23 protein-coding genes and 1 pseudogene are annotated in these 24,018 nt (G+C 65.4%); 9 read left to right on the top strand and 15 right to left on the bottom strand.

All coding sequences use genetic code 11. The features are described from left to right. Nucleotides 1-95: 95 nt before the first annotated feature. Nucleotides 96-254, bottom strand: a pseudogene (locus ACQKJZ_RS06095) (NYN domain-containing protein); the annotation flags it as partial. A 153-nt stretch (nt 255-407) separates the two neighbouring features. Here ACQKJZ_RS06095 and ACQKJZ_RS06090 point away from each other — a divergent pair. From ACQKJZ_RS06090 to ACQKJZ_RS06080, 3 genes are read left to right on the top strand one after another with little or no spacing between them, the layout of a single operon-like run. Continuing rightward, nucleotides 408-1,061, top strand: a complete 654-nt coding sequence (locus ACQKJZ_RS06090) for a ParA family protein (protein ID WP_427730367.1) — start codon at nt 408-410, stop codon at nt 1,059-1,061. Next, nucleotides 1,058-1,390: a hypothetical protein gene (locus tag ACQKJZ_RS06085; RefSeq protein WP_427730366.1), complete on the top strand. Its 333-nt coding sequence runs from the start codon at nt 1,058-1,060 to the stop codon at nt 1,388-1,390. The genes ACQKJZ_RS06090 and ACQKJZ_RS06085 overlap by 4 nt, the downstream gene beginning before the upstream one ends. Continuing rightward, entirely contained in the window at nt 1,387-2,340 is a 954-nt protein-coding gene (locus ACQKJZ_RS06080; RefSeq protein WP_427730365.1) for a replication initiator protein A, read from the top strand. The genes ACQKJZ_RS06085 and ACQKJZ_RS06080 overlap by 4 nt, the downstream gene beginning before the upstream one ends. A 579-nt stretch (nt 2,341-2,919) precedes the next feature. On the opposite strand, the gene ACQKJZ_RS06075 is transcribed toward ACQKJZ_RS06080, so the two are convergent. Genes ACQKJZ_RS06075 through ACQKJZ_RS06055 form a run of 5 tightly spaced genes read right to left on the bottom strand, consistent with a single transcriptional unit; the run spans nt 2,920 to nt 6,331 of the window. Next, nucleotides 2,920-4,467 (bottom strand): type IV secretory system conjugative DNA transfer family protein, encoded by a 1,548-nt coding sequence (locus ACQKJZ_RS06075; RefSeq protein ID WP_427730364.1) that lies wholly within the window; start codon nt 4,465-4,467, stop codon nt 2,920-2,922. Next, nucleotides 4,467-4,751 (bottom strand): hypothetical protein, encoded by a 285-nt coding sequence (locus ACQKJZ_RS06070; RefSeq protein WP_427730363.1) that lies wholly within the window; start codon nt 4,749-4,751, stop codon nt 4,467-4,469. Before ACQKJZ_RS06070 ends, ACQKJZ_RS06075 begins: the two co-directional genes overlap by 1 nt. Continuing rightward, nucleotides 4,748-5,749, bottom strand: coding sequence for a hypothetical protein (locus ACQKJZ_RS06065; RefSeq protein ID WP_427730362.1), 1,002 nt, complete (start codon nt 5,747-5,749; stop codon nt 4,748-4,750). Before ACQKJZ_RS06065 ends, ACQKJZ_RS06070 begins: the two co-directional genes overlap by 4 nt. Then, on the bottom strand, nt 5,746-5,988 hold the full coding sequence (locus tag ACQKJZ_RS06060) for a conjugal transfer protein TraD (protein WP_427730370.1): 243 nt from the start codon (nt 5,986-5,988) through the stop codon (nt 5,746-5,748). The genes ACQKJZ_RS06065 and ACQKJZ_RS06060 overlap by 4 nt, the downstream gene beginning before the upstream one ends. 16 nt (nt 5,989-6,004) lie before the next feature. After that, a complete protein-coding gene (locus ACQKJZ_RS06055) occupies nt 6,005-6,331 on the bottom strand; it encodes a conjugal transfer protein TraD (RefSeq protein WP_427730361.1) in 327 nt (108 codons plus the stop codon). A gap of 170 nt (nt 6,332-6,501) precedes the next feature. On the opposite strand from ACQKJZ_RS06055, the gene traA reads away from it, so the two are divergent. Together traA and ACQKJZ_RS06045 are read left to right on the top strand one after the other, a co-directional pair. Next, nucleotides 6,502-9,414, top strand: coding sequence for a Ti-type conjugative transfer relaxase TraA (gene traA / locus ACQKJZ_RS06050; protein ID WP_427730369.1), 2,913 nt, complete (start codon nt 6,502-6,504; stop codon nt 9,412-9,414). Nucleotides 9,415-9,426: 12 nt separating this feature from the next. Then, nucleotides 9,427-10,125 carry a DUF6118 family protein gene (locus ACQKJZ_RS06045; protein WP_427730360.1) on the top strand — a complete coding sequence of 233 codons (699 nt, stop codon included), beginning with the start codon at nt 9,427-9,429 and terminating at the stop codon, nt 10,123-10,125. Nucleotides 10,126-10,287: 162 nt separating this feature from the next. On the opposite strand, the gene ACQKJZ_RS06040 is transcribed toward ACQKJZ_RS06045, so the two are convergent. After that, nucleotides 10,288-13,254, bottom strand: coding sequence for a Tn3 family transposase (locus tag ACQKJZ_RS06040; protein WP_018250482.1), 2,967 nt, complete (start codon nt 13,252-13,254; stop codon nt 10,288-10,290). A 164-nt stretch (nt 13,255-13,418) separates the two neighbouring features. On the opposite strand from ACQKJZ_RS06040, the gene ACQKJZ_RS06035 reads away from it, so the two are divergent. From ACQKJZ_RS06035 to ACQKJZ_RS06020, 4 genes are all read left to right on the top strand, one after another. Further along, nucleotides 13,419-14,000: a recombinase family protein gene (locus ACQKJZ_RS06035; RefSeq protein WP_427730368.1), complete on the top strand. Its 582-nt coding sequence runs from the start codon at nt 13,419-13,421 to the stop codon at nt 13,998-14,000. Nucleotides 14,001-14,020: 20 nt separating this feature from the next. Next, on the top strand, nt 14,021-14,845 hold the full coding sequence (locus ACQKJZ_RS06030; RefSeq protein WP_126014483.1) for a hypothetical protein: 825 nt from the start codon (nt 14,021-14,023) through the stop codon (nt 14,843-14,845). A gap of 134 nt (nt 14,846-14,979) precedes the next feature. Continuing rightward, a complete protein-coding gene (locus tag ACQKJZ_RS06025; RefSeq protein WP_427730359.1) occupies nt 14,980-15,408 on the top strand; it encodes a recombinase family protein in 429 nt (142 codons plus the stop codon). Next, entirely contained in the window at nt 15,405-16,190 is a 786-nt protein-coding gene (locus ACQKJZ_RS06020; protein ID WP_004213209.1) for an SDR family NAD(P)-dependent oxidoreductase, read from the top strand. The genes ACQKJZ_RS06025 and ACQKJZ_RS06020 overlap by 4 nt, the downstream gene beginning before the upstream one ends. 103 nt (nt 16,191-16,293) lie before the next feature. Here the strand turns inward: ACQKJZ_RS06020 and ACQKJZ_RS06015 are convergent, their stop codons facing one another. From ACQKJZ_RS06015 to ACQKJZ_RS05980, 8 genes are all read right to left on the bottom strand, one after another. Beyond that, nucleotides 16,294-17,247, bottom strand: a complete 954-nt coding sequence (locus ACQKJZ_RS06015) for a TrbI/VirB10 family protein (RefSeq protein WP_427730358.1) — start codon at nt 17,245-17,247, stop codon at nt 16,294-16,296. 1 nt (nt 17,248) lies between these two features. Then, on the bottom strand, nt 17,249-18,088 hold the full coding sequence (locus tag ACQKJZ_RS06010) for a TrbG/VirB9 family P-type conjugative transfer protein (RefSeq protein WP_427730357.1): 840 nt from the start codon (nt 18,086-18,088) through the stop codon (nt 17,249-17,251). Next, nucleotides 18,085-18,777 (bottom strand): virB8 family protein, encoded by a 693-nt coding sequence (locus tag ACQKJZ_RS06005; RefSeq protein WP_427730355.1) that lies wholly within the window; start codon nt 18,775-18,777, stop codon nt 18,085-18,087. The genes ACQKJZ_RS06010 and ACQKJZ_RS06005 overlap by 4 nt, the downstream gene beginning before the upstream one ends. A gap of 395 nt (nt 18,778-19,172) precedes the next feature. Then, nucleotides 19,173-20,177 (bottom strand): type IV secretion system protein, encoded by a 1,005-nt coding sequence (locus tag ACQKJZ_RS06000; protein ID WP_427730354.1) that lies wholly within the window; start codon nt 20,175-20,177, stop codon nt 19,173-19,175. A gap of 28 nt (nt 20,178-20,205) precedes the next feature. Beyond that, nucleotides 20,206-20,511: a hypothetical protein gene (locus ACQKJZ_RS05995; protein ID WP_427730353.1), complete on the bottom strand. Its 306-nt coding sequence runs from the start codon at nt 20,509-20,511 to the stop codon at nt 20,206-20,208. Further along, nucleotides 20,508-21,221 (bottom strand): type IV secretion system protein, encoded by a 714-nt coding sequence (locus ACQKJZ_RS05990; RefSeq protein WP_427730352.1) that lies wholly within the window; start codon nt 21,219-21,221, stop codon nt 20,508-20,510. The genes ACQKJZ_RS05995 and ACQKJZ_RS05990 overlap by 4 nt, the downstream gene beginning before the upstream one ends. Nucleotides 21,222-21,234: 13 nt before the next feature. Beyond that, on the bottom strand, nt 21,235-23,625 hold the full coding sequence (locus tag ACQKJZ_RS05985; protein WP_427730351.1) for a VirB4 family type IV secretion/conjugal transfer ATPase: 2,391 nt from the start codon (nt 23,623-23,625) through the stop codon (nt 21,235-21,237). Further along, on the bottom strand, nt 23,618-23,962 hold the full coding sequence (locus tag ACQKJZ_RS05980; protein ID WP_239017055.1) for a type IV secretion system protein VirB3: 345 nt from the start codon (nt 23,960-23,962) through the stop codon (nt 23,618-23,620). Before ACQKJZ_RS05980 ends, ACQKJZ_RS05985 begins: the two co-directional genes overlap by 8 nt. Between the last annotated feature and the right edge of the window lie 56 nt (nt 23,963-24,018).

Raw genomic sequence — 24,018 nt, 5'->3', positions numbered from 1 at the left:
GCGTCACTCCGCGCTCGACTACATCAGCCCCGCGCAGTTCGAACGAACCGCGTCACGCTGAGCAAATGCCTCTCCACTTAAGCGGGGCAAGTCCACTTCAGCCGTGTGCCGGAAAAATCGCCGTAAATGCGACGAACGCTGGCTTCACCGATTGCAGCGGCTTCCTCAAAGAGGCCCGCCACCATGCGTGGTGAGGCATTGTCCGCATCGATCAGGATTGCGAGCCTTTGCGGCCGCTCATTGTCGTTGGCCATACCACCTTATCCGGTGCCGAAGCTAATAACGGGTTTCGAGCACATAGGACGTGCATCTCATGCTGGTGCTAAGCGACTTAACACACTAAGCGATGACCTTGTCACTAAGCGGCTAAGCGGTATAAGTCGCTTAGCCGCTTAGTGGGAGTTTGTATGCAGGTCTGGGCTGTAATTGCGCAGAAGGGGGGGCAGTCCAAAACCACCCTCTCCACTGGCTTCGCCGTAGAGGCGGCCCGAGAAGAAGCCGCCGTCGTGATCCTTGATGCCGACGATCGGCAGGGGTCTGCGCTCTATTGGTCGGAGCGACGCGACAGCGACGACGTGATGGTGAAGGACAGCAGCGTTGCCGGCCTCCCGCTCCACGTCTCCCGTGGGCGTAGCAGTGGCAAGATCGACCTCATCATCATCGACACGCCGGCGAACTCCAAGGACATTGCCATGCTCGCAGCCGAGCAGGCAGATTTCGTCATCATCCCTGTCGCCCCACGGGGGCTGGACGTTCATTCAGTGTTGCAGACCGTCAAGCAGGTGCAGCAGGCGGGCACGCCGTTCGCCGTCATACTGACGCAGGTTCCGCATCAAGGCGGGGAGGGGCAGGAGGCACATGCCGGCTTCGCAGCGAAGGGCGTGACGATGTTCAGCAGCCGCCTCCACTTCCGCAAAGATTTCTACAAGGCGACGCCACTCGGTAGGACGGCAGCCGAGACGGACCCGGACAGCAAGGCGGCGGCCGAGTTGCGCGCCGCTTATGAAGAGGCTAAGCGATTAAGCGGCTTTACGACTAAGCAAGTAAGCGAGGTTGGATGATGGCGAAGAAGACTTCCGCGCTCGCCGGCATCTTCGATGACGAGCCTGAGGCACCGGCGCCAGCTCCCGTTGCTGACGCAATTCCCGCGCCGCAGCCTGCTGCCCCGCGACGGTCGCGGCGCGCGGCCGACACGGCGCCTCCCGCAGCACCCGCCCGGCGCAGCAGCCATCCCGGCAAGAAGCCGGTGTTGATCCACATTCCCGAGGACATGCACCGCACGCTGCGCCAGCTCAGCGTCGAGGAGGGTGGGGAGCCCCTTACCGTCATCACCGAGCGGTTGCTGCGCCAGTACCTGGTCAAGCGAGGCCACACGAAGTTCGCACCATGAGCAAGCGGCGCGATCCCAATCCCGAGTTCGACCTGTTCATTCCGGCGCTCGGCGATCTTCCGCTCAAGGACCAGCGGGAGGTCATGGAGCGCCCGTTCTTCTCTCTCCAGAAGCGCAAGCGGCTGAAGCCGATCGAGTATCGCAGCCCGGATGGCGATGCCTGGGTGCGCGTCCAAGCCATTCCCGATTACGGCATGGCCACGATCTGGGATGCCGATATCCTGATATGGGCAGCGTCCACGCTCAACCGCATGAAGCAGCAGGGGCTAAACGACCTGCCCCGCACGCTGACAACCACGCCCTACGACCTGTTACGGGCGATCAAGCGCAGCACAGGGGGCCGGGACTATCAGGAGCTGCAAGCCGCGCTTCTGCGGTTACAGACTACTTCCATCACCACTTCGATCCGCGCGACCAAGCGCCGGCAGAAGGCCGGCTTCAATTGGCTCGACAGCTGGACCTTCGATACCGACGCCGAGACGGAGCAGCCGCGCGGCATGACGCTGACCCTCTCGGATTGGGTCTATGAGGGCATCGTCAACGAGAAGTCGCTGCTAACCATGCACCCGGACTATTTCCTGCTGTCCGGAGGGCTGGAGCGGGCGCTCTATCGTATCGCGCGCAAGCACGCCGGCACGCAGCGCGGCGGATGGACGTGCCGGGTAGAAGTGCTTCGCGACAAAACCGGCAGCGACGCCCAGCCTAAGGAGTTCAACCGGATGCTTCGGCGGGTGATCGAGGCCGATCAGCTCCCCGACTATGCGATGGGACTGACCGAGACGACGGACAAAAGCCCAGCCGTGTTGTTCAGGCTCCGCGGCGAGGCCGAGGCACTGGCACTCGCCGAGAGGATGCGCGCCGAGGAGGAGCGGCGCGCCCGTTTCGACGCCGAGCGAAAGCGTGCTGAGGAAGTCGATGCCCACATGGACCGGCTTGCCGGCCGAAGCTGACTATCGGGGTATCACACACCGCCGGTCCAGCTATCGGGGTTTCACCCACCGACCAACCAAGCTGCTTTGACTCCGTTGGCGACCAGTGGACCTGTCAGGCTGTGGATAACTCGCGCAGGAAGCCCCTTTTGCGCCAGCAAGGGTCGGGGTTTCACCCACCTTAGTGTCGGGGTTTCACCCACCTTAGTGTCGGGGGATCACCCACCGCACTATCGGGGTATCACACACCGAATCACGGGGTTTCACCCACCGAGCGCCTTGCTAAGCCCATGATAGGAAAGCTGGAATTTGGCCTTTTTGACGGCTTAACTTGTTTAACGATTCCTATTTAACAGAATCTCTTAACCCCACGGACGTGCCGAGCAGCCAGCTCAGAGACATGCGGAATTAGCCCTTTGGGCCAATGCGCTTCCGCTGCGTGCCGGCTTACGCCATCACAAGAGCGGCCTATCGGCCGCAGGCTTCCGGAAGAAGCCAAGCGGATAGAACGGTGTGTGCCTGTGAGCGTCGGGGCAAGCGGACAGGACAAGTGAAGCGATACCCCAAAGCTCACTGTTGATCCCTAGCCGGTGTGTACGATCAGGCCGGATCGAACAGGCGGGCGAACTCGCGCTGATCGTAATAGCGGATTTTCTTCGCCCAGAGCGGCCGTTCGCCTTGGCGCAGCAGCAGGAGGGTGTCCGCCGGCATCCGCATGATTTCGTCGGGCGTCACCAGCCTGCGCGCCGCGACATGGCCGCTGACGCTGGTGGAATGGTCCGGGCTGTCGAACCAGCTCGTTTTCCGCGAGGTGCTGACGGTCTCGTATTCGATGGTAGTGTCGCCGATCGTGCGCGAGAGCATGTCGGCCGTCGCATGATCGTTGACCCCGAACGTCTGGACCACGCCGGCATTGGACAGGAAGGTGCCGGCGCGCTCGCCATAGAGCGCGCGGAGCTGGTGCATGTCCTGGAGGATCGGCCAGAGCTGGAGACCGTAGCCTGCCATCAGCCCCATCGCGCGCTCCACCGGCTCCAGTCGGCCGAGGGCGGCGAACTCATCGAGCAGGAACAGCACGGGGCTTGCCGGCCGGGCAGGGGAGCGCGCCATGTCGGTGACGGCCTGCCCGACCAGCAGGCGCAGCCAGCGCGCATAGGTGTCGAGCCGATCGGGCGGCAGACACAGGAACACCGTGCCCGGCCGTTCCTTGAGGTCCGCAAACCGGAAATCCGACGCCGAGGTGCTGTCCACCAAGCGCGGGCTGTCCATGAAGTGGGTGTGGCGTTGCGCCGAGGAGAGCACGCCCGCGGCTTCCCGGTTCGACTTACCGAGCTGGCGGTTGGCGGCGCGCGCGATCAGCCCACCGGCGCCAGTGCTGGCCTGCATGTCGGTGAGCAGTGCGGCGAAGCCTGCGGGATCGCGGGTAAGCTTGTCGCGTACCGTCGCCAGCGTGACGCGGGCAGGGGCCTCGTGGACGACCGTGTGCAGGATCAAGCCGGCGATCAGCGCCTTGGCTTCCTCGTTCCAGTGCGCCTCACCCGATTGCCCCGGTGCGTCATGCACCAGCGCATCGGCGATCGTCTGCGCATCCTCCGCGAGGTCAGGGCTGGCGGGATCAAGCCACGCCAGCGGGTTGTAGCGGGCCGCAGGACGCCCGGAGACGCCGAAGGGGTCCAGACACCACACCTCGCCCTTGCCGGCTCTCGCGCGGGCCGTGACGCGGGCATTCTCGCCCTTGGGGTCGATGCAGACCACCGAGCGGTCGAGCGTCAGCAGGTTGGGGATGATGGTGCCGACGCCCTTGCCCGACCGGGTGGGCGCCATCGTCAGCAGATGGGCGGGGCCGTCGTAGCGCAGCAGCTTGCCGGACTCGATGGAGCGGCCGATCAGGAGGCCTTCGTTTTCCTGAAGCCGGCGCACGTCCGCCCGATCGCCGAAGCGGGCCGAGCCGAGCAGCGAGCTGCGGCGGTTCGCGGCACGGCGATTGAAGCGCCAGGCCAGGAACAGGATCGCGCCCGCGAGCAGGAACGGAATGTCGGTGGCTATCTCGCCATAGCCGAAGATGCCCTTGAGCCAGCTATGGCTGGCGAACAGCACGACCGCGGCGATGAAGACCGCGAACAGCGGGCTGATCCGCCGGCCGGGCATCAGCCGGCCCGTTCCAGCGGCGTGATCGCCAGCGCCGGATCGGCATCGGGATGGCCGAGCAGTTTGAGGATGATTTGCGTGGCGAGGGGCGGGGGCACGGCCTCGTCGCGCAGCATGTCGAACAGCGCCTCATCCTCTGCGTTCAAGTCCATGCTCTCGATGGCGAGATTGGCGCGGGAGTCTGCGTCATCCTCCCGCCACATCGCGGCTTCCGCCGGCGTGCCACGCACATAGGCGAGCGCGCGAACTTCCGCACGGATCGCGTCAAGGTCCAGAGCGGTCATGTTGCCTCCCTTTGCGTCACCAGCGCTGCGGCACGGCGCAGGGGCTCCTCCAACCCGTTCCAGGCCTCCCGCAAGCGCTGGAGCTTGGACAGGGCATCCAGGATCACCGCTTCCTGTCCGGCGACAGCCCGCATGTTGTCGAGGCGCCCGGTATCGAGGACGAGCGCCAGGCTACGGCCGGCAGGACGCAGGTAAATGCCCGAACCGCGCAGCGCCGGCGCGAGGACCGGCGACGCGATCGGGAGGTGGCGCGCCCACCCGTCGAGCATGGCCTTGACGCTCGGGTTCGGCGCACCGGAATCCCAGCATTGATGAGAGACGCGCAGGCTTGCCGGCCGCCCTTCCTTGAGCAGGAAACCATAACCGGCGAAGCCGCTGCGTTGCGCATCGAAGTAGATCGTCCGCGACGCTTCCGGACGTGCGCCGGCACTGTTCGGATTGCGCTTCAGCACCAGGTCCGGTGCGGCGTTGCGCGCCAGCCCCGCATAGCCGGTGAAGAAGTCCATCACCGCAGCGACCGGCACGGGCTCGTAGGGGCTTTCGGCACGCTCGATGGCAATGGCGATCAGCTCGCCGTCCCGCCCGGTCGAGAATGGCAGCAGGCGTTCGTAGGACACCGCAGCATCGAACCCGGAGGCGAGTTTGGAGCCGGCGAGATAGATGGCGGGGGCCAGGAGCACCGTAGCGACCACCGGCACCGCTGTGCGCTGCGCGTCGCGGCTGATCGCATAGCGGGCGGGCTGGTCGGGCGTGAAGCCGGCGTCGATCTTGTTCTCCACCAGCAGCATCGCGGTGCAGGCGGACCCAAGCCAATAGCGGACGACCAGATCGGCCGTGCCGGATGCACCGACATGCCGGACCTGCCGCGTGATCGTCACCCGGTCGAAACCGGCCTCCAGTGCCGCAGCATCGAGGAGCATCGCCGCAACTTCGCGGTCAGTCAGCAGCAGGCGTTCAATCACGCCGTCGAGCTCGGATTCCGTGACAGCAGGCTTCATGCCGGGCGATCCGAAGGGGCAGGGGAGGCATCGCCCGCTTCCGCGTCGAAGGCGCGTTTGCCGCGTCGTTTCCAGAGCGTGAGCGTGTCGCTCGCATCGTCGTTGCGGGCGCGGCCGACAAGCTCCAGCAGCGCCCCGTAGATGGTGGCGCGATCGTCGTCGGCCAGATCGACCAGGCCGGCCTTCTGGACGAGGCCACCCAGCTCGATCAGGTGGCGGGTGCGTTCGCGCCTTTGCACGACCCAGCCCCGCGTATCAGTCCGACGCCGCGCCGCTTCCAGACGCAGGATCAGCGCCCGGTTGCGCGCCTGTGCCGTCGCTGTTGCCGCCAGCAGTCCGCCCACCCTTGCGCCCGCGCCGTTGAAAGAAGGCGGCGCCCTTCGTGCGCCACGCCTCCTTCGCTTCCGCGTTCTGCGATGCAACGGCATCGAGCAGCACGCCGGCGAGTATTTCCATGTCGAGCGCATCCGCACCCGTGGCGGTAACAAGCTGGCCGAGCTGTTCGACCCGGCGCGCCTTCAGGCCACGCGCCTTGTCCTCCAGCGCCTTCAGTTCCGCGTTATAGTCCCGCACCTTGCGCATGGTGCCTCCATCGTCCGCGTCTTGATCGCAGCAGCCTAGCAAAACGGCAGGGCAGAGCAACCCACATCAGAAGGCAGAACCAAGTCAATCAGGAGATGCGAAGCAGATCGTGAGTGCGCGCTTATACGTCGTTGCCGACGTGCGCTAAGAAGTGCATCATGCCGCTCGCAATGGCGATCTATCATTTCAGCGCCAAGGTCATCAGCCGTGCGAACGGCTCCAGCGCCGTTGCGTCCGCTGCGTATCGCTCCGCATCCGAGCTGCACGACGCGCGGCTTGGGCGCGCTCACGACTTCTCCAACAAGGCAGGCGTCATTCACTCCGAGGTGCTGTTGCCAAAGGACGCACCAGTACGGTTGGCGGATCGCACGACGCTGTGGAACGAGGTGGAGGCAGGAGAGAAGCGCAAGGACGCGCAACTGGCGCGTGAGGTGGAGTTCTCGATTCCGCGCGAGATGAGCGAGAAGCAGGGCGTAAGCCTCGCTCGCGATTTCGTGGAAAAGGAGTTTGTGAAGCGCGGGATGGTCGCCGACCTCAACGTGCATTGGGACAAGGCGAAGGACGGCAGTCCGAAACCGCACGCGCATGTCATGCTGGTGATGCGCGAGGTGGGGCCGGAGGGGTTCGGCAAGAAGGTCCGGGACTGGAACTCGACCGAGCTGCTGAAGGGTTGGCGCGAGGCATGGGCGGCACACGTCAACGAGCGCATGGCGGAGCTGGGGCTGGAGGGGCGGATCGACCATCGATCCTATGCCGATCAGGGCATCGAGCTGGAGCCGCAGCACAAGATCGGACCGGCGGGGATGCGCCGGCTCGACCGCGGCGAGGATGCCGAACGCGCCGACGATCACCGGCGGATCGCACGGGAGAACGGTGCCAGGATCATTGCCGATCCACGCATCGCGCTCGGCGGCATCACCCGGCAACAGGCGACGTTCACGACCCGCGACCTTGCCGCGTTCGCCTTCCGTCATTCGGACGGCAAGGAGCAGTTCGACCAGGTGATGGCTGCGGTGCGCGCCAGTCCCGAGCTGGTGGCGCTGGGCAAGGACGGACGCGACCAAGAGCGGTTCACGTCCCGCGAGATGATCGCGACCGAGGCGCGTCTGGAGAATGCCGGCGATGAGCTGGCAAAGCGCGACGGGCATGGCGTTTCCGTGCCGCATCGCACGACTGCGCTGGAGGCTGCGGAAGCGCGCGGTCTGGTGCTTTCGGGCGAGCAGCGCGATGCCTTCGATCACATCACTGAGGGTCGCGGACTGGCGTCGGTCATCGGCTATGCCGGCACCGGCAAATCGGCGATGCTGGGCGTCGCGCGCGAGGCATGGGAACGCGGAGGCTATCAGGTGCGCGGCGCCGCGCTGTCCGGGATCGCGGCCGAGAATCTGGAGGGCGGGTCCGGCATCCGGTCCCGCACCATCGCGAGCCTTGAACATGGCTGGGCGCAGGGCCGCGACCAGCTCACCCGCAATGATGTGCTGGTGTTGGACGAGGCGGGCATGATCGGCACCCGCCAGATGGAGCGGGTGCTGTCCCATGCCCGCGAAGCCGGGGCCAAGGTGGTGTTGGTGGGCGACCCCGAGCAGTTGCAGGCGATCGAAGCCGGCGCGGCGTTCCGGTCGATCGCCGAACGGCATGGCGCGGCCGAGATCACCGAGGTCCGCCGGCAGCGCGAGGACTGGCAGAAGGATGCGACCCGGGCACTGGCGACCGGCCGCACGGCCGAGGCGATCCACGCCTATGCCGATCGCGGCATGGTGCAGGCAGCCGACACGCGCGAGCAGGCGCGTGCCGAGCTGGTGGAGGGCTGGGACCGCCAGCGCCAGGCCGATCCGGACAAGACCCGCATTATCCTCACCCACACCAATGCCGAGGTGCGCGAACTGAACCAGGAGGCGCGCGAGCGGGTGCGCGCGTCGGGCGGGCTGGGCGAGGACGTGGGCGTGACCGTCGATCGGGGCGCGCGCGACTTCGCTGCCGGCGACCGGATCATGTTCCTGCGCAACGAGCGTTCGCTTGGCGTGAAGAACGGCACGCTGGGCACGCTGGAGCGGGTCGAGGGCGGGCGCATGGCGGTGCGGCTCGACGGGGGCGGGCGGGCCGCGTTCGACCTCAAGGACTATGCCGCGGTCGATCACGGCTATGCCGCCACCTTCCACAAGTCGCAGGGCGTCACCGTCGATCGCGCCCATCTCCTCGCCACTCCCGGCATGGACCGGCACAGCGCCTATGTCGGCATGTCGCGGCACCGCGACGGGGTGCAGGTCCACTACGGCAGCGACGATTTCGCCGATCAGCGCCAGCTTGCCCGCGTGCTGTCGCGCGACCGCGCCAAGGACATGGCCGGTGACTATGCCGTGCCGTCCGAGGAGGACCGGGCGCGCAGCTTCGCCGAGCGGCGGGAGATACGCTGGCCCGAGCGCGCGCGCGAGATTGTCCACCAGGTCCGCGACAAGGCCAAGGGCATGTTCGCGGGCTTCCGGCCCAAGCCTGCCGCCACGCCCGAAAAGGCATTGGCGCCGGATCGCGCCGAGGCGGCGATCGGCGGCAAGCCGGACCAGGCCAGGGCGATCGAACGCTATGCGCACGCTGCGGCCGACATAGGCCGGATGCGCGCGCGGGAGCTGCCGGTGCTCCCGCATCAGGAGAGCGCGTTGCGCCGTGCCGGCGAGGCGCTGGACCAGGTACGGCCCGATGGCGCGCGCGACCTCGATTCCGCGTTCCGCCGCGATCCCGGGCTGATCGGGCAGGCGGCCGAGGGCAAGACTGGCGGCGCCGCGCGCGCGATGGCCGAGGAGCGCCGGGTGCGGCTCGACCCTGACGCGCGCGCCGAACGGTTCGTGGAGAGCTGGCGGGGACTGGCGCGCGAGCGGGCAGGCGGCGACCAGGCCCAGGCCGACAAGGCCACAACGCGCATGGGCGCGATGGCCGAGGGCCTGCGCCGCGACCCCGAGCTGGCCAAGGCGCTGGAGCGCCGCGCGCCCGAGCTGGAGCTGAAACTGGAGCGCGGCCGGAGCATCGAAAAATCGCTGGAGCAGTCGATCGGGATCGGGCGCGAGCGCGACAGGGGCATGAGCCTATAAGGGGAAGACGTAGTGGCGGATGACGAAGAGCCGAATGAAGCCGCGCAGGCGTTCGAGGAGCTGCGCGCCGAGGTGACGCTGATGCGCCGTGCCGTCGAGCGGCTAACGGCCGAGCGCATGGAAGTGCCCGAGCCGCCCGACTATTCCGAGACGCTAGGGGTCATCGCCAACAACATCACCGCCACGGCGCAGCGCGTCGATATGCTGGTGAAAAGCCCGATGCTGGCGATGACGCCCGAACAGCTGGCGGGACGGATCACCGCGGCGGCGAGCACGGCGCGGCAGGAGGACCGGCAGACGATCGCCACGGCGCGCACCGGCCTGGAGGACGTGACCCGCCAGCTTCACGGCTATGTCGTGTCGGCGCGACGAGGCGACGAGCAGAACCGTTGGCTGATGTGGACCGCCATCGGCGGTGTGGTGGTCGGGATGGTATTGTGGGCGGTGTTCGCCGGCATCGTTGCGCGCGCCGTGCCGGCAAGCTGGCAATGGCCGGAGAAGATGGCGGCGCGCTCGCTCGACCTGCCGATGTGGGAAGGCGGGCAGCGCCTCATGCGGGCCAGTGCGCCCGAGGCGTTCGCCAACATCGCGGCAGGGGATCGGATCGTCACCGCTAACCGGCAGGCGCTGGAGGCGTGCCGGAAGCGTGCAGACCGGAAGCGCGAGACAGTTCGATGCACGGTCAGTGTGGCTCCAGGAAAGTCTCAATAAGAACCGATAACCTGAGGAGCGGGTAGGGCAACTGGCCAAACGGTATTGCCGACACGGCCCATACAGTTTGAGATAAACGCCAAACCGTTTGACAGGCTGGGGAGCACCTCAAGGTTTGTGACACGGACAGCGGTAAGCTGAACAGGTAGCGAACAGGGCGGCTCAGGCCACCTTGGCTCCGGGTCCGCCGGCGATGTTGAGTGCGCGGTAGCCGTCTTGATCGAGCTCGGCAGCGGCGTTTTGCCAGAGGTAATCGCCGGTCAGGCTGATGTGTCGCCAGCCTAGCGGGGCTACATGGGCGAGCAGCTCGTCGGGCGCGGGCTCGCCGCTGGCGCGCAGATGCTCGACGGCGCGGCCCATGTAAAGCGTGTTCCAGTACACGATCGCGGCGGTGACCAGCGTCAGCCCGGACGCTTTCAGCGCCTGGTTCTCGAACTGCGGATCGCGCAGGCGGCCCTGTTTGTGGACGAACACGGCTTGGGCGAGCGTGTGACGCGCCTCGCCCTTGTTGAGCCCAGCCTGACACTGCTGGCGGAGCGCCCTGGATTCTAGCCAGTCGAGCGTGAACAGGGTGCGCTCGATCCGGCCCAGCTCCTGGAGCGCGAAGTCGAGCCGGTTCTGGCGACGGTACGCGGCCAGCTTCTTCAGCATGACCGACGGTAGCACCACGCCGGCCTTCACGGACGCGGCGAGCCGGACGATCTCGTCCCAGCTTTCGCGGATGGCAGCGATGTTGAACGGGCGCCCGATCAGCTTCGCGAGCGCCTCGGGGCGGGCCGTGCCCGGGAACAGGCCGAGCCGGCGATCGGCTAGATCGCGCAGGCGGGGCACGAACCGGAAGCCGAGTAGGTGCGCGAGCGCGAACACGTGGTCGGACGCGCCGCCCGTATCGGCATAGTGGGTCGCGGGTTCGATGCCGCAGCCGTGCGCGACCAGCCCGTCCAGCACATAGGGCGCCTCCGCCGCGGTCGCCGAGATCAGCCGGACATGGTAGGGCGCGTAGGTATCGGCGACATGGGCGTAGATCTTCTGCCCCGGCTCCCGGTCGTAGCGCGCGTTGGTGCTGCCGGCCGCGCCCCGCCTGCCCGAGCGGAAGAACTGCCCGTCCGAGCTCGACGCGGTGCCGTCGCCCCACACGCGCGTGAGCGGCAGCGCGGCTTGCGCGTCCACCAGATGGCGCAGCCCTGCCGCGTAATTCTCTTCCGATACGTACCAGCCATGCGTCCAGGCGAGCTGGGCGTAGGTGACGCCCTGGCTGGCGTTGGCCATGCGCTCGATGCCGAGGTTCGTCGCGTCTGCCAGGATCGCGGCGAGCACGGCCTGCGGGTTGGAGTGGGCGCGGCCCGAGCGCAGTTCCGGAAATGCGCACAGGAACCCGGTGCGGGCTTCCACCTCGGCGAGCAGCTCGGTGATGCGCACGCGGGGCATGAGCCGGTCGACGGCCGCGTCCAGCCTGTCGGCCGCAGCGGGCGTTACGGCCGCGAGCGGGCTGACCCTGAGGTTACCGCCCCGCAGCTCCACGCCGTCGAGCGTGCCGCGCTTCAGCGAGCCTGCGAACCGGCGCAACCGCCAGTCGAGCAGCCTGGCGCGCCCCTCCAAGTAGCGGCCGACGTCGGTGTCGAACGGCAGCGTGAGCGCGATCTCGGCCGCTTTGCCGGGCGGGAGCATATAGCTGTCGAAGCGCAGGTGTTCGCGCGTACCCTCCACCCACAGGTCGCCCGATTGGAGCCGCTCGCGCACGGTCGCGACCGTGGCGGTTTCGTAGCGACGGCGGTCGATGACGCCGCCCTCGGTGATCGCCGCCTTCCATTTTCTGGAAAACGGCATGGGCGCATCGGCCGGTACGTCTCGCCGCCCGGTCGCGTTCAGCGCGCGCACGACCTTGATCGCGCCGAGCACGCCGTCGCGCGAGCCTGCCGCCTTGAACCGGAACGCGTCAAAAAACGCGGGCGCGTAGCGCCGCATCGTCATGTAGCGCCCCGCCGCGCGGATCAGCGGCTCGTCGCGAGTCAGGTCGGCGATCGCGGTCGCCTCGCTCTCGGCGTCCAGAAGCCTCGTCCAGCCCACCCCGTCGTCGAGCGCCGCCCAGACGTCCAACCCGTCCTCGCGCGCGACCCGGAGTGCGCCGACCGTGGCGCCCAGCAGCCGCATGAGCCGGTTCACGTCGCGTGTGGTCGCCTCGATGCCGCGCTTCTGCGCGGCCCTGGCCCTGGCGAACAGGAGGCCGGTCTGCTTGCCGAACATCTCGATCGCGGCGTCCGCGAGCCGCGCTTCCAGGTCGATGACGGCTGCGGCGAGTGTCGCGCGCCTTCTGCGGAGCGAGTAGTCGGACAGGAGGAACGCGGGCGCGACGTGGCCTTCGCGCACGAGCTGCTCGAAGCGGTGCTCGTGGATGCGGCCGGCCATGCCCGGGTCGAGCCCGAGCCGGCGCACGTGCGCGAGCCGGGCGAGAATGCCGGCGAGATTGCGCGCGGTCGGGCTGTCCGACGTGTCGCGCAGCCACGCGAGCGGCGTCGTGCTGCGATCCTGGTCCACGATCAGCAACGCATCCAGCCCCGTCACCTGCTCCGGAGCAAGCGCATCGACCAGCGTGTCGGCCGCGAGGCGGCGCGCCATGGCGCGCCCCGCCACCCCGATCCGCTCGATACGGGCGGGCGCGGGCAGAACGATCCGGGCAGCACGCAAATGGCCCAGCACTGCCGCGGCGATCGGCTTGCCCCGTTCGGTCGCTTCCGCCGCGCGGGTGGCTGCGCCGAGCGCGCCGGGGACGTCGGCCGCCTCGAACGCGCGCAGGCGCAAACGCTCCATCGCCTCCCAGGCGTGTTCGAGCCGGGTCTGGGCGCGATGCGCGTAGCCCTCGAACGCTGTGGGCGCGATGTCGAGTTGCGCGGCCAGGTGCCGGATCAGAAAATCGGGGACGACATCGTCGTGGCGTATGCCGAAGCCGGGATGACGCAGCAGGGCGAGGTGCAGCGCGAAGCCGAGCCGGTTGGCGTCGCCGCGCTTCGCTTCGATCAGTGGCCGGTCCTCATCGGCAACCGTGTAATGCTTGGCGAGCGAGGCATGGTCGAGGGGCACGCCGAACAACGCGCGGCGTTCGTCGCCCGTTAACAGATCGCGTCTGGCCATCGATCACCCCCTGTCCGGGAGCGTATAGTTTATGGCCGACACGTGCGAGGTGTCGCGTAACTCTCAAGTTTCGCGACAGCGGCCCTGACCGGTCACGCCACGAGGGCGGACGCTGTCGCAAATGTCTGTTGCTAATCAGCCGTGTTCCAATGCACATCTGCGACATGCTCCTCGGCTATGCGCGCGTATCTACCGACGATCAGGATCTCATGCTTCAAAAGACGGCACTGAAGGCGGCCGGATGCCGGCGGACATTCGAGGAGAAGGTGTCCGGCGCCAAGCGCGCCCGACCGGAACTCGACCGGATGCTGGAGCAGCTGCGCGACGACGACGTGGTTGTGGTCACCCGGCTCGATCGCCTAGCGCGTTCGACGCGCGACCTGCTCGACATCGCCGAGAAGCTGAACGAGGCGGGAGCGGGGCTGCGCTCGCTCGCCGAGCCCTGGGCCGACACGACCACGCCTGCGGGACGCATGGTGCTCACCGTGTTCGCCGGCATCGCGGAGTTCGAGCGCGAGCTGATCCACCAGCGTACCAGTTCCGGCCGCGCGGCAGCCATGGCGCGCGGCGTGAAGTTCGGGCGTAAGCCCAAGCTCACTCCGGACCAGATCGCGCTCGGACAGCGTCTCGTCGGCGAAGGCACATCGGTGCGCGAAGCGGCGAAGCTGCTGAAGTGTCATCATGCCACGCTCTATCGGGCGCTCAACCATCCGGCGCAGATGCCCGTACATCGCTCGACACGTTGATTGAGGAGTAGGATTTCGCCATGATCTTCGCGCTTCTACTAGCGGCAAGTTCGCCGAATTCCGCGCTGGAGGCGGAGCGGGCCTACTCGGAAGCTGTACTTGCCAGTGGCCGTCAGGCAGCGGCACGCAGTTTCGGTCCACAAAGCGACCCCTGGCCAATACAACATGCGCCCGAAACCGCGCGCTCTCCATCTGTGGCCAGCATGTTGCAAGCAGCCGAGAGTAGCCGAAGGTGGTGGCTCACAATGATGAGTGTCGAGAGCCATGCCGAGCGCAGACCCGAACTTGTCTTTCCGTCCTGTGATCCGAGCGGGTCGGCAGTTGTTATCGGCGGGCTGTACGATGGCGGAAATCGAGTTGGATCATATAAGACGCTTTGGCGGAACAGTGCTGAGGGGTGGCGCTGGGAAATCGACGACTATCGTCGGGATGGATCGAAGGCATTAGCGGCAGAAAGTTTACAAGCGATCGAACCTGAGTGCTCGGCAAAACTCACCAATGAACAGCTCCAAATCCAAGCCGTTAGCGATGCGAAAGAGATCGCGTCTGTTTTGCGACAGGAGCAGGCCGGCAAACAGGTCGACTGGTTGGCTGTTCCAAGACGAAGCGTGGCCGAAGACGTTATCTTTGTCGGCAACGATGGCCGACGCATCCGCAGGCTCCCCGCCAAGCTGCCCATTCGGCGCATAGCGGGTGCGTTATCGTCCGGAAGCAGTTACGATGAAACGCTACGGTGGAGTAGCCGCGTCCTGGACGGGTCTGCACAAGCCCATAGCTTTCAGATCACCCAGTGGCGCGGTCCCAAGAATGGATGGCAGATCGTCTACTACGAGCTCCGCGGGTGAAACATCACGAGAGGTGATCCGGTAACTTCCAACTCGTCCAACCTCACAAACCCACGAAACTTAATATACTTTGCGGCAACGCTCAGGCTTTTGTTGACCATTTGTTCCGACTGCCGCTGTCCATATGACAAACCTTGAGGTGCCCCCTAACCGAAGCGCTCGCCTATTTGCGCCCCGGCGACACGCTGGTGGTCTGGAAACTCGACCGCCTCGGCCGCTCGATGAGCCACCTGATCGAGAAGGTCGGCGAGCTTGCGGCGCGCGGCATCGGGTTCCGCTCACTCACCGAGAATATCGACACCACCACTTCGGGCGGCATGCTGGTGTTCAACATCTTCGGCTCGCTGGCCCAATTCGAGCGTGACCTGATCCGTGAACGCACTCATGCCGGCCTCAAGGCCGCACGCGAGCGGGGCAACAAGGGTGGTCGCCGGCCTGTCGTTACCCCCGACAAACTACGTAAAGCGCGGGCGCATATCGCAGCGGGCCTCACTGTTCGTGAGGCGGCGGCCCGGCTCAAGATCGGCAAAACCGCCCTATACAAGGCTCTGGAAAACGCGTGAAACCGCTGGCGATCAAGAACTCGTGGGTGCTGGTCACAGGGGCTTCGACCGGTTTGGGCAGAGCGTCCGCCCTCCGCTTGGCGGCATCGTACCAGGCCAAGCCCCTGATTGTTGGACGAAGGCTCGACAACTTGCGGGAGCTACAGACCGAAATTGACGAGCGGTTCAATGTGCCGTGCGAGATTATAGTGGCTGATCAACGTGAAATCGAGGGCAGGGAGAAAATCGCGGCTAAGGTTGCAGAATTGCAAGTAACAGCCGCTTTGTTGGTTGCCGGAATGACGAGCGTTGGTTCATTTGATGCAGGCCGTGCCGACACTTATGCCGAGGTAATTGAAACAAACATACTCGGTTTCACGGATTTGCTGGCTCGCCTGATTGCGATTTTCAGGGAGCAGCCGTTTGAATCCTCAGTAATCGCCGTGTCGAGCCTGGCGGGCGAAACATCCGTGCCCTTCCAAGCGGTCTACGGCGCGTCGAAAGCCTATGTGAGCACCCTCATGCGAGCGCTTTCCGTGGAGCTTGCCGGGACGGGAGTGAGTGTTGGGTCTTTTGCACCCGGTGGAATCGACACAGACATGGCTGCCCTCAGCGATTTGAAGTGGGGGAGGTTGGGTTTGATGGACGTTGACCGGTGCGCGGCCCATGCAGTCCACGCTCTGGTTTATCGGCAATCCTTCGCCATACCGGGGATGGGCAACCAGCTCACATATTTGGCGAGCAGGGTTCTACCTCGATCGTTGGTCAATCGGATTGCCGCCCTCCCATATCGGCGCCCGTAGGGCGGCACCACATAAAAGGGGCAGGAAAGCCTGCGAATAGCATCTGCTGGCATCGTACCGGATTTGTTCGCCCTTAGCGTGCAGATACGTCACTTTCGTGTAGTCACCCCCAGAAGAACCGATCGATCTTCCCGGTGACGCCGGCACGGCCGAGCGGGTCCGATGCCGGCGAGCCGATGTCGATCGCCACGCCGCGGGGCGTGACCGCCCGCGTCCACATCGCGAAAAGGCGATTTTGGCCGCGTTGCAACCCACCCTGGTACTCGCCGAAGACGCGCGTACCTTTCTCGAGCAGCACGACGCGGCCGTTGTCGGAATAGACATCTCGAGGGATGATGCACGTCGTGTAGCCCGGCACGCTGCTGTCCATTGCGGTCTGGAGCGTGCAGGGGATGATCGCGCCTGCGGTGACGAGATAGTTGCGGTCGCCGATCATGCGCGCCGTGGCGGTCCCGATCGCCGAGGTTTGCTTGAGATTGTCGAGGTTGGTCCTCGCAGGCGCGCTTTCCCCCTCATTTTGGGAGTTGCTGGTGACGTCCCCAAGCGCCCGCCTTGCAGATTGGTCGCCGTTATAGGCTATCAGTGTCGATCGCCGCGCATTGTCGCGCAGCTCCCTGGTTTCGTTGGCACGCCGCTCCGCTTCGCTAACACCGCGGCTCTGCTGCCCACCTGCCGATCCGTAAGGAGTGATCCGCTGACCGTCAGGGCCGATGGCCGGTACTTGCTCGCCGGTGAGCTGGACCGGGGCGTTCGGATCGCGGGGCGCGGCCGCGAGCGTCGGTGCGATGACGGAGTTCGGATCGTAGGGCGCCTCGGCAGCTGGGGGCGGGGCCTTCCTGGCTTCCAATGCCTTGTTGTCGCCACCAGACCCGGAAACAAGCGACAGTACGCCGAACACGACCGCGCCGGCCAGCGCCGCACCCACGACCATCTTCTTGTTGTCCCATTGGACGGCGTTCAGTGACGGAATGCGGTTCGCGCGATCGGCCGCAGGGGGAGCGCGATCAATCTCGTTCACGTCGGGCGTCGCGTCGACGTCGAATCGCTTATCGGACACGTCAGTTCTCCGTCGTGCGCTCGACCGCTTCCGACGCCGTGTCCGTCTTGGGATCGCGGCCGTAAAAGCTCGGGCTTTCGTTGTAGATGCACAGCACCACCTTGCCCCGGCGCAGACGCATTTCCTTGTAGACGCCATGGACGACGACGAACTCGTCGCGCACGTCGAACGAGGCTGTGGCCTCGCTACCGTCGGGGTTGACGGTGAAGATCGCAGGTATCTCGCGCTGGTTCGGGAAGCGCATCACGGTGAACTGCCCGTTGTCGCTGACTTCGGACGGTTGCAGCTCGGACGAGCCTTGGACCTTGTAGTTGAGGTTCCGGGTGCCTTCGAGAACACCGATGTCCAGCGCGGCTTTGATCGCGCCGTTCTGCGCGGCGAGCGCTGCGGCGAGCTGCGCGCGCTGTTGCGCCAAGCGGGTCTGTGCCGCCTCATATTCCGGATAGCGGAGCCGGACCTTGAAGAAGGTGCCGCGCGAGCGCGCCGTAGCGACGGCCGACAGCTCGAAGGTGTAGTTGCGTTTGGCCCCTTGGAAATCCGTCACGACGATCAGGTTGGTGGCGCCAGCGCGCTCGCGCGGCTTCACGAACAGCGAGTTGTCAGCAGGAGCGACCTCCCAGGACACCGTGTCCCCCATCGCCACGAACTTGATGACCTCGCCCGGGGCGAACTCGATCTGCGTCGCGGTGCGGAACGCACTCCGGATCTGGATCACGTTCCCGTCGGTATAGGCGACCTCGCGGATACGTGCGTCGGGACCGTGTTGCGTAGGGGTCTGCGCCAGTGCGGGCGCTGCCGCCACGGCGCTGATCGCCGTTGCCAGAAGCAGAATCGTCCTCATCGTGTCGGAACCTCCACGTCGGCCCGGTATGTCTTCACCTGAAACCCGAGCGGATTGGCGTATCGACCGGCTTCCGTTTCCGGCTTCGACAGCACATCGAATGTGATGGTCGCGATAGCGGGCGTCTCGATCACCTGTTGATCGCGCTGGAGCCTCTTGATGAAACGAACCTGCGCGACGTTCGGCGAGATGAACGCGACCGAGCGGATCGCCACGAACACCGCGTCATTGGCGGTGAACTGGTTCTGCGGGGAGTCCGGATTGTCCTTTTTGTAGAAGGCTGTCCAACGGGTCTGTTCCTCCCGCGCCGAGAGCGACAGCACCTTGCGGAAGAACTCCTCCCGCGCCTGAGGAATCCACCCTTCGCGAGCGCGCACATAGTCGGCGAGGAAATACTTACGGATCGCCTCGTCATAGGTGATCGTCTTGTCGCCGCGCAGCTCCTGGGTGACTTCCGTTGCGCCTGTCGAACGATCGACCGTGACGACATAGGGCACCACCGTCTTGAGCGGCGACAGCGCCAGCACCGCAGCCGCGCAGATCGCGGCGAACACGATCGCGACGATAGCAACGATCCACGCGATCCGGCGCGAGCGAACCGCGGCCACGAACCGATCCCGGTCCCAGCTTTCCGCTTCCGCGAAATAGGCCTTCAGATCCTCGTGTTTGTCCTTCACTCCGATCGCCATCTCAGCAGCTCGCATAGGAGATTGAGAGCGCGGCAGTCGGGCCAGCGCTCGGAGTGAGTGCGCCGATCGCCGGCACCTTGCCGGCCTGCGACGTGTCTGACCCTCGGGGAGCTGGCGCCGCTTCATCGGGTGGGAATAGGTTCGTCGCCGGCGTTGGGGCTGATTGAGGTGTGCCACGTGGCACACCTCCAGCGGACGGTGCTGCAGCGGCCGACGTTGCGTTGCGCGACGGGATTGATGGAAGAACCGTCCCGTAGAGGTTTGCAGGACGCTTCTGCCGTCCGTTGCAGCGGGGCAGCTTATCGTCCTTCGCAGCGATCGATGGAACCGGAGCAGTAAGAGCCGCGAGAGCGAGAAAGGCTAAGGCCGAACCGAGCTTCATGCCGGGTCTCCGATTAGCTGTTGTTGTAAAGGGTGCCGCCGGCAGCCCGCGCTTCCGCTCGGCGGGCGCGATTTGCCTGCCAGCGATTCACTGCCCTTTGTGGAGCGTTTGACCATGCGCGACCGATCATCGGCGCGATCCCGCCGGTCGCGGCGTTAGCGAACTGCGAGGCGAGTGATGCGCCACCGCCGCCCAAGCCCGCAGCCATGCCTGGTATCTGAAGGAAGAAGAAGAATCCGAGGGCGTAGAACCCGAGCGCCTTGACCGCCGCTAGGATCAACGAGTCATCCTGCGTGATTGCGTCAATGAAGGCGTCGGCCGCGTTGGCGATGAAAACCGTCACTAGCAACGCGAAGGCAACGAGGATGACGTAGTTTACGATACTGCCGAGCCACTGGAAGAAGAACGGTCGTGTGGAGTCGAATAGGAGAGCGGCGACAAAGAGAGGTCCGATTGCAGCCAACAAGGAAAGGGCGAATAGAGCGAAAGCGCAGATTGCGAAACCGAGGGCCGACGCCAGCAGCGCAGCCAGCATTATGACGACGTTGATGATTTCACTGACGATGATTTCATCCCAATTATTCGGGATGCCGGCCAGGTTCGTCCCTTCCTCCGTGGTGTGATTTTGAACAATCTCTTTAATGTTCGCGATGGCGCGAACCGCACCCTTGAGTATCGCGTCGAAGAAGCCGCCAAGTCCGTTCACGTCTTGCGCGCCTACGGCGTTCGCGACTTCTCTGGGCAGGCCATTCATGGCGAGAAGGCCGACTGACGCGCCGTAGAGGGTCGTTACCGCGAACACGAGCGCGGCAAGTTTCATCCCTCGATAGACGAACTCGCGAAACGGATATTCGACAGCGCCGCGCAGGACCGCGAAGCCGAGGAGGATGATGTAGATTGTCACCCCGACCCGGAGTGGACCGGAAATCCATCCGATGACCCCGGCGTAGGCCGCAACCACCCCCGCCAATGCGGCGTCAAGTTGGTTGAACATCGCGGTATAGATATTGAAGCCCATTACACGACCCCGGACAGCTTAGCTTCGATCAGATGCCCGCCTCTTTGCGTAGCTTATCCGTATCGGCCTTGTTTCTAAGCAAGGTCTTTGCGGTATCCACGTTGTTGCAGTTGTTCACGACTACTGCAGGCCATGACGCAGGAGGGCGCTGTGAAGCCTTCCATGTTGTGCAGACTGCGTCTGTCTCGGCCAGCTCACCTTGGTTCTCCGTGAAATACTTGGCGGTACGCAGCGGCATGTCAGATCGAAGCTTGCCTTGGTCGGAGTCGGACTCCTTCGTGCCACATGCCGCCAGCGCCAAAAGGCAGGGGAAGAGCCAAAGAGCTTTGGTCATGGGTTGACCCCTGCCTCAGCCCGCAGCTTGTCGATTTCCGATCGATTAGACGCCAGAGACCGTTGGTAGCCGGCTTCGGCCTTTGCCCTTCGCTGAAGCTCGATCGCCTGAAGCGCCATCTGATCGTTCATCATCTGCGCTTGTTCGAGCTGGAGCCGCGCCGACATATCGGCACGTTCCGCGGCCGAGCTGGCGCTGTTGAGGCGGCTGCGCAGCGCCTCGAGGCCCTGGCGCCGGCTCGTCACCGCATCACCGACATTGCCGGCCAAGCCCGTCGTCACGGCCGCCTCGCGTGAACCCTGTTCGTAGGCGGCACGCTGATCGGCCGTCATCGTTGGCGAGCCGCGCCCGATGAGATCCTGATAGACGTCGTTCGCCTTGCCCCGCAGGCCGCCAACGACGTTGAGATCGCCGTTGGTGTAGCCGTCGAGGGAGCTGGACGACACGTTGCTGGTGCGCAGCACATCGTTCTTGAGCTGCTGGGCGACGCTGCCGATGTCCGTCATCTTGTTGAGGTCTTGGTAGAGCTTCTGCGCCTCGCGGATCTGGTCGGCACCTTGTTGGATGACCTGAACGCCCTGCTTCACCTGCTCAATCTGCTGGAGGATCGAGCCGACGTCGTGAACCGGAATGCCTTGCGCGCGCGCCGAGCCGGCCAGCATGAGCGCCGATCCTGACAGCGCGAGTGCGATTGCCTTCATTCTACGCATGTCCCTCTCTCCTTCAGCTTGGCCGACGACGTTGGTGGAATACGGGGAGCCAGTTGGCGGGATCGGGGCCGAACTTGGCCGCTGCCTGGACCGCGATCGGCGTCGTCTCGGCACGCCCGGACAGCACCGCCAGCTCGTCATCGAGACCGGTCAGATCCAGCTCAACCACCACGCTGTCATGGCCCTGCTTCACGAGAAACTTGCGCGATTCCGGCGACAGTTCCTCGCGAATGAGCTGGTATTCCGCGTCGGTGAGGGAGAAGCCCTCGACATAATCGCGGCGCGCTCCCTTGGGGTTGGGAAGCATCACCTGGGTCGCCACCTGTTCGAGGATCGAGTGCGCAATATCGCTCTTGAGCGCGTCGGCCGGCGACTGCGTGGCGAACACCATCATCGCGTTGCGCTTCCGGTACGTCTTCAAGCCGTCCTGCGCGAAGCTCCGGAACGCATCGTCGCCGAGCGCCTTCCAAAACTCGTCGACGGCGATGATCGTTCGCTCGCCGGTCAACAGCTTGTCGATCCGATGGAACAGGTAGAGCATCAGCGGCGTGCGGACGTCGGCGTTGTCGAGGAAGTCCGTCATGTCGAAGCCGATGAACCGGGCATCGAGCGTCATTTCGTCCGCGGCGTTGTCGAACACCCACCCCATCGACCCGCGCGAGGTCCACTTTTCGAGACGGGCGCCGATGCCGCCCGCATCCGACATGCCGAGCATCGTGCGCAGCGCGTCCAGCGAGCGATCCTCGCGCGGGAGCCGCATCACCGCGGCCACCCCTTCATCGATCAGACGCTCTTCCTGCACCGTGATCGGGCGGCTTTCCGCGCGGACGAGCTGACGCACCCATAGCGAGAGCCAGGCCCGGTCCTCCGGCTTGTTCTCCAGCGCCTTCAAGGGCGCGAAGCCGGTCGGCTTGCCGTTCTCGAGCGTCAGATAGGTGCCGCCCGAAGCCAGCACGAAAATCTGCGCGCCACGATCCTTGTCGATGAAGATCTGGCGCGCGCCCGTCTTCTCGGCCTGCGCCATCAGAAAGTTGACGATGACAGTCTTGCCGCCCCCGGTGGGGCCGACGATCAGCGTGTGGCCGATATCGCGCTTGTGGAAGCTGAAGAAGTACGGGCTGCGCGCGCTGGTCTTCATGAGCGCGACAGCGTCACCCCAATGGTTTCCGGTAGCGAGGCCGGCGGGGTAGGTATGGAAGGGCGAGAATGCCGCGAAGTTGAGCGACGTGATCGGCGCCGGCCTGGCGCGCCACGCGAAATTGCCGACGAGCTGGCTCCAATAGGCAGCCTCCAGCGCCGCCCCCTCGCGGGCCGCGACCATGCCGGTATCGGCAAGCGCCGCGCGCGCGATCGACATGTTGTCGCGCAGCCCCTTGAGGCTGTCCGAATAGACCGCGAGCGTGAAGTGATGATCGCCCAGGACGAAGCGGTTGGACATGAGGTCGTCTGCCGCGTCGACGAGATCGAGCATCTGGCTGACGGCCCGATCGTCGGCATTCTCCATCTGCTTCTGCCGCAGCCGGAACCGCTCCGACGCCGCGGCACGGCCCAGGAAGGTGAAGGATTGCGTCAGCACGAACGCGAAATCGACGGCCAGCAGCGACTGGAACTGCGTTGGCGTCGTGGTCGCCGGATACTCCCGAATACCGAAAATGCCGCCGAAGGCGCTGCGATCGGCGTCGCGGACCTCCACCGTCTCGCCACCGAAGACGACGCGCTGGCGATAGAGAGCGCTGCCGAGGTGCCCCCGGATGATCGGGACACGGCGATGCCGGCCCGTCATCACCATTTCCGCGACTTCCATCGTCTCGGAGAATTTGAGGCCGTTGTGCCCGTAGATCGACAGCCTGCGCGGCGAGCAGCGGTCCATCAGCTTCTCGAAATCGCGCGCCTTGTCCTCTAGCGCCTCCAGCAGATCGGTGTCGACCGCATCGGCCTCCGCTTCCGCGCGCGCCTTGTTCCTGAAGAGCTGGACGAGCTTGTCGGCGCCATGGACCGAGGGGCGCAGCACCAGCGTCACGAAGAAGCGGTTGATGAACAACCGCTCCCTGTTCATCCGCGCGAAGTAGGCGGCATCGAGATCCCGCGCGAACCGGGACCGGAAGTTGCCGCCCGGATATTGCTCGACCCGCGCGCGGACGAGATGCGTCCAGATCGACAGGCGATCGTCGTGCAGGTTGCGTAGCATCCCGTTGAGCTTCGCGTGCCAGTCGTTCAGATCGCGCACGTCGGCCGTCTCGAACGCCCGCCCCTGCAGCTCGAACGTCAGCATGATCGCGCCGGAATCCAGCATCACGACTTCGTCGGTGACGTGCCGTGCATAGGGCAGGAACTTGGTCGGCATCACTTCCTTGAGCGCGACCTTCATCGGCACCTGTTCGGAGAGGCGACTCGCCCTAGCCATTGCGGCCGAACCCCTTCCGCTTGATGCCTTTCAGGGGGAGCGGCGTGTAGCTCGACCCGCCCCAGAAGACGCGGTTGCGGTTGGCCGCCTTGGTGCGACCCCACAGGAAGATCAGCCGGAACGCGTTGACGTCGTGGCGCACCACCAGGCGCGAAATGCCGAACATTACCGCGGCGACGACCAGGCCGTAGATGGGGTTCGTCGTGCCGATCAGGGTAATCACCGAGGCGAGCAGGATCACCACCGCCGCTTCGATCGGGATGCCTGCGAACAGCGCAGGCCGCGTCACCGCCAGGAACAGCGTGTTGCGCGCCATCACTTCCCGTTCTTCGTCCACGCTAGACCCTTTCTCGAAACACAGGCGGAAGCGGGGCGTGCGGCGCGCCCCGCTTT

The organism is Sphingomonas sp. NPDC019816 (assembly GCF_050274375.1).
GTDB lineage: Bacteria > Pseudomonadota > Alphaproteobacteria > Sphingomonadales > Sphingomonadaceae > Sphingomonas.
This window is presented reverse-complemented; position numbering and strand designations above follow the sequence as displayed.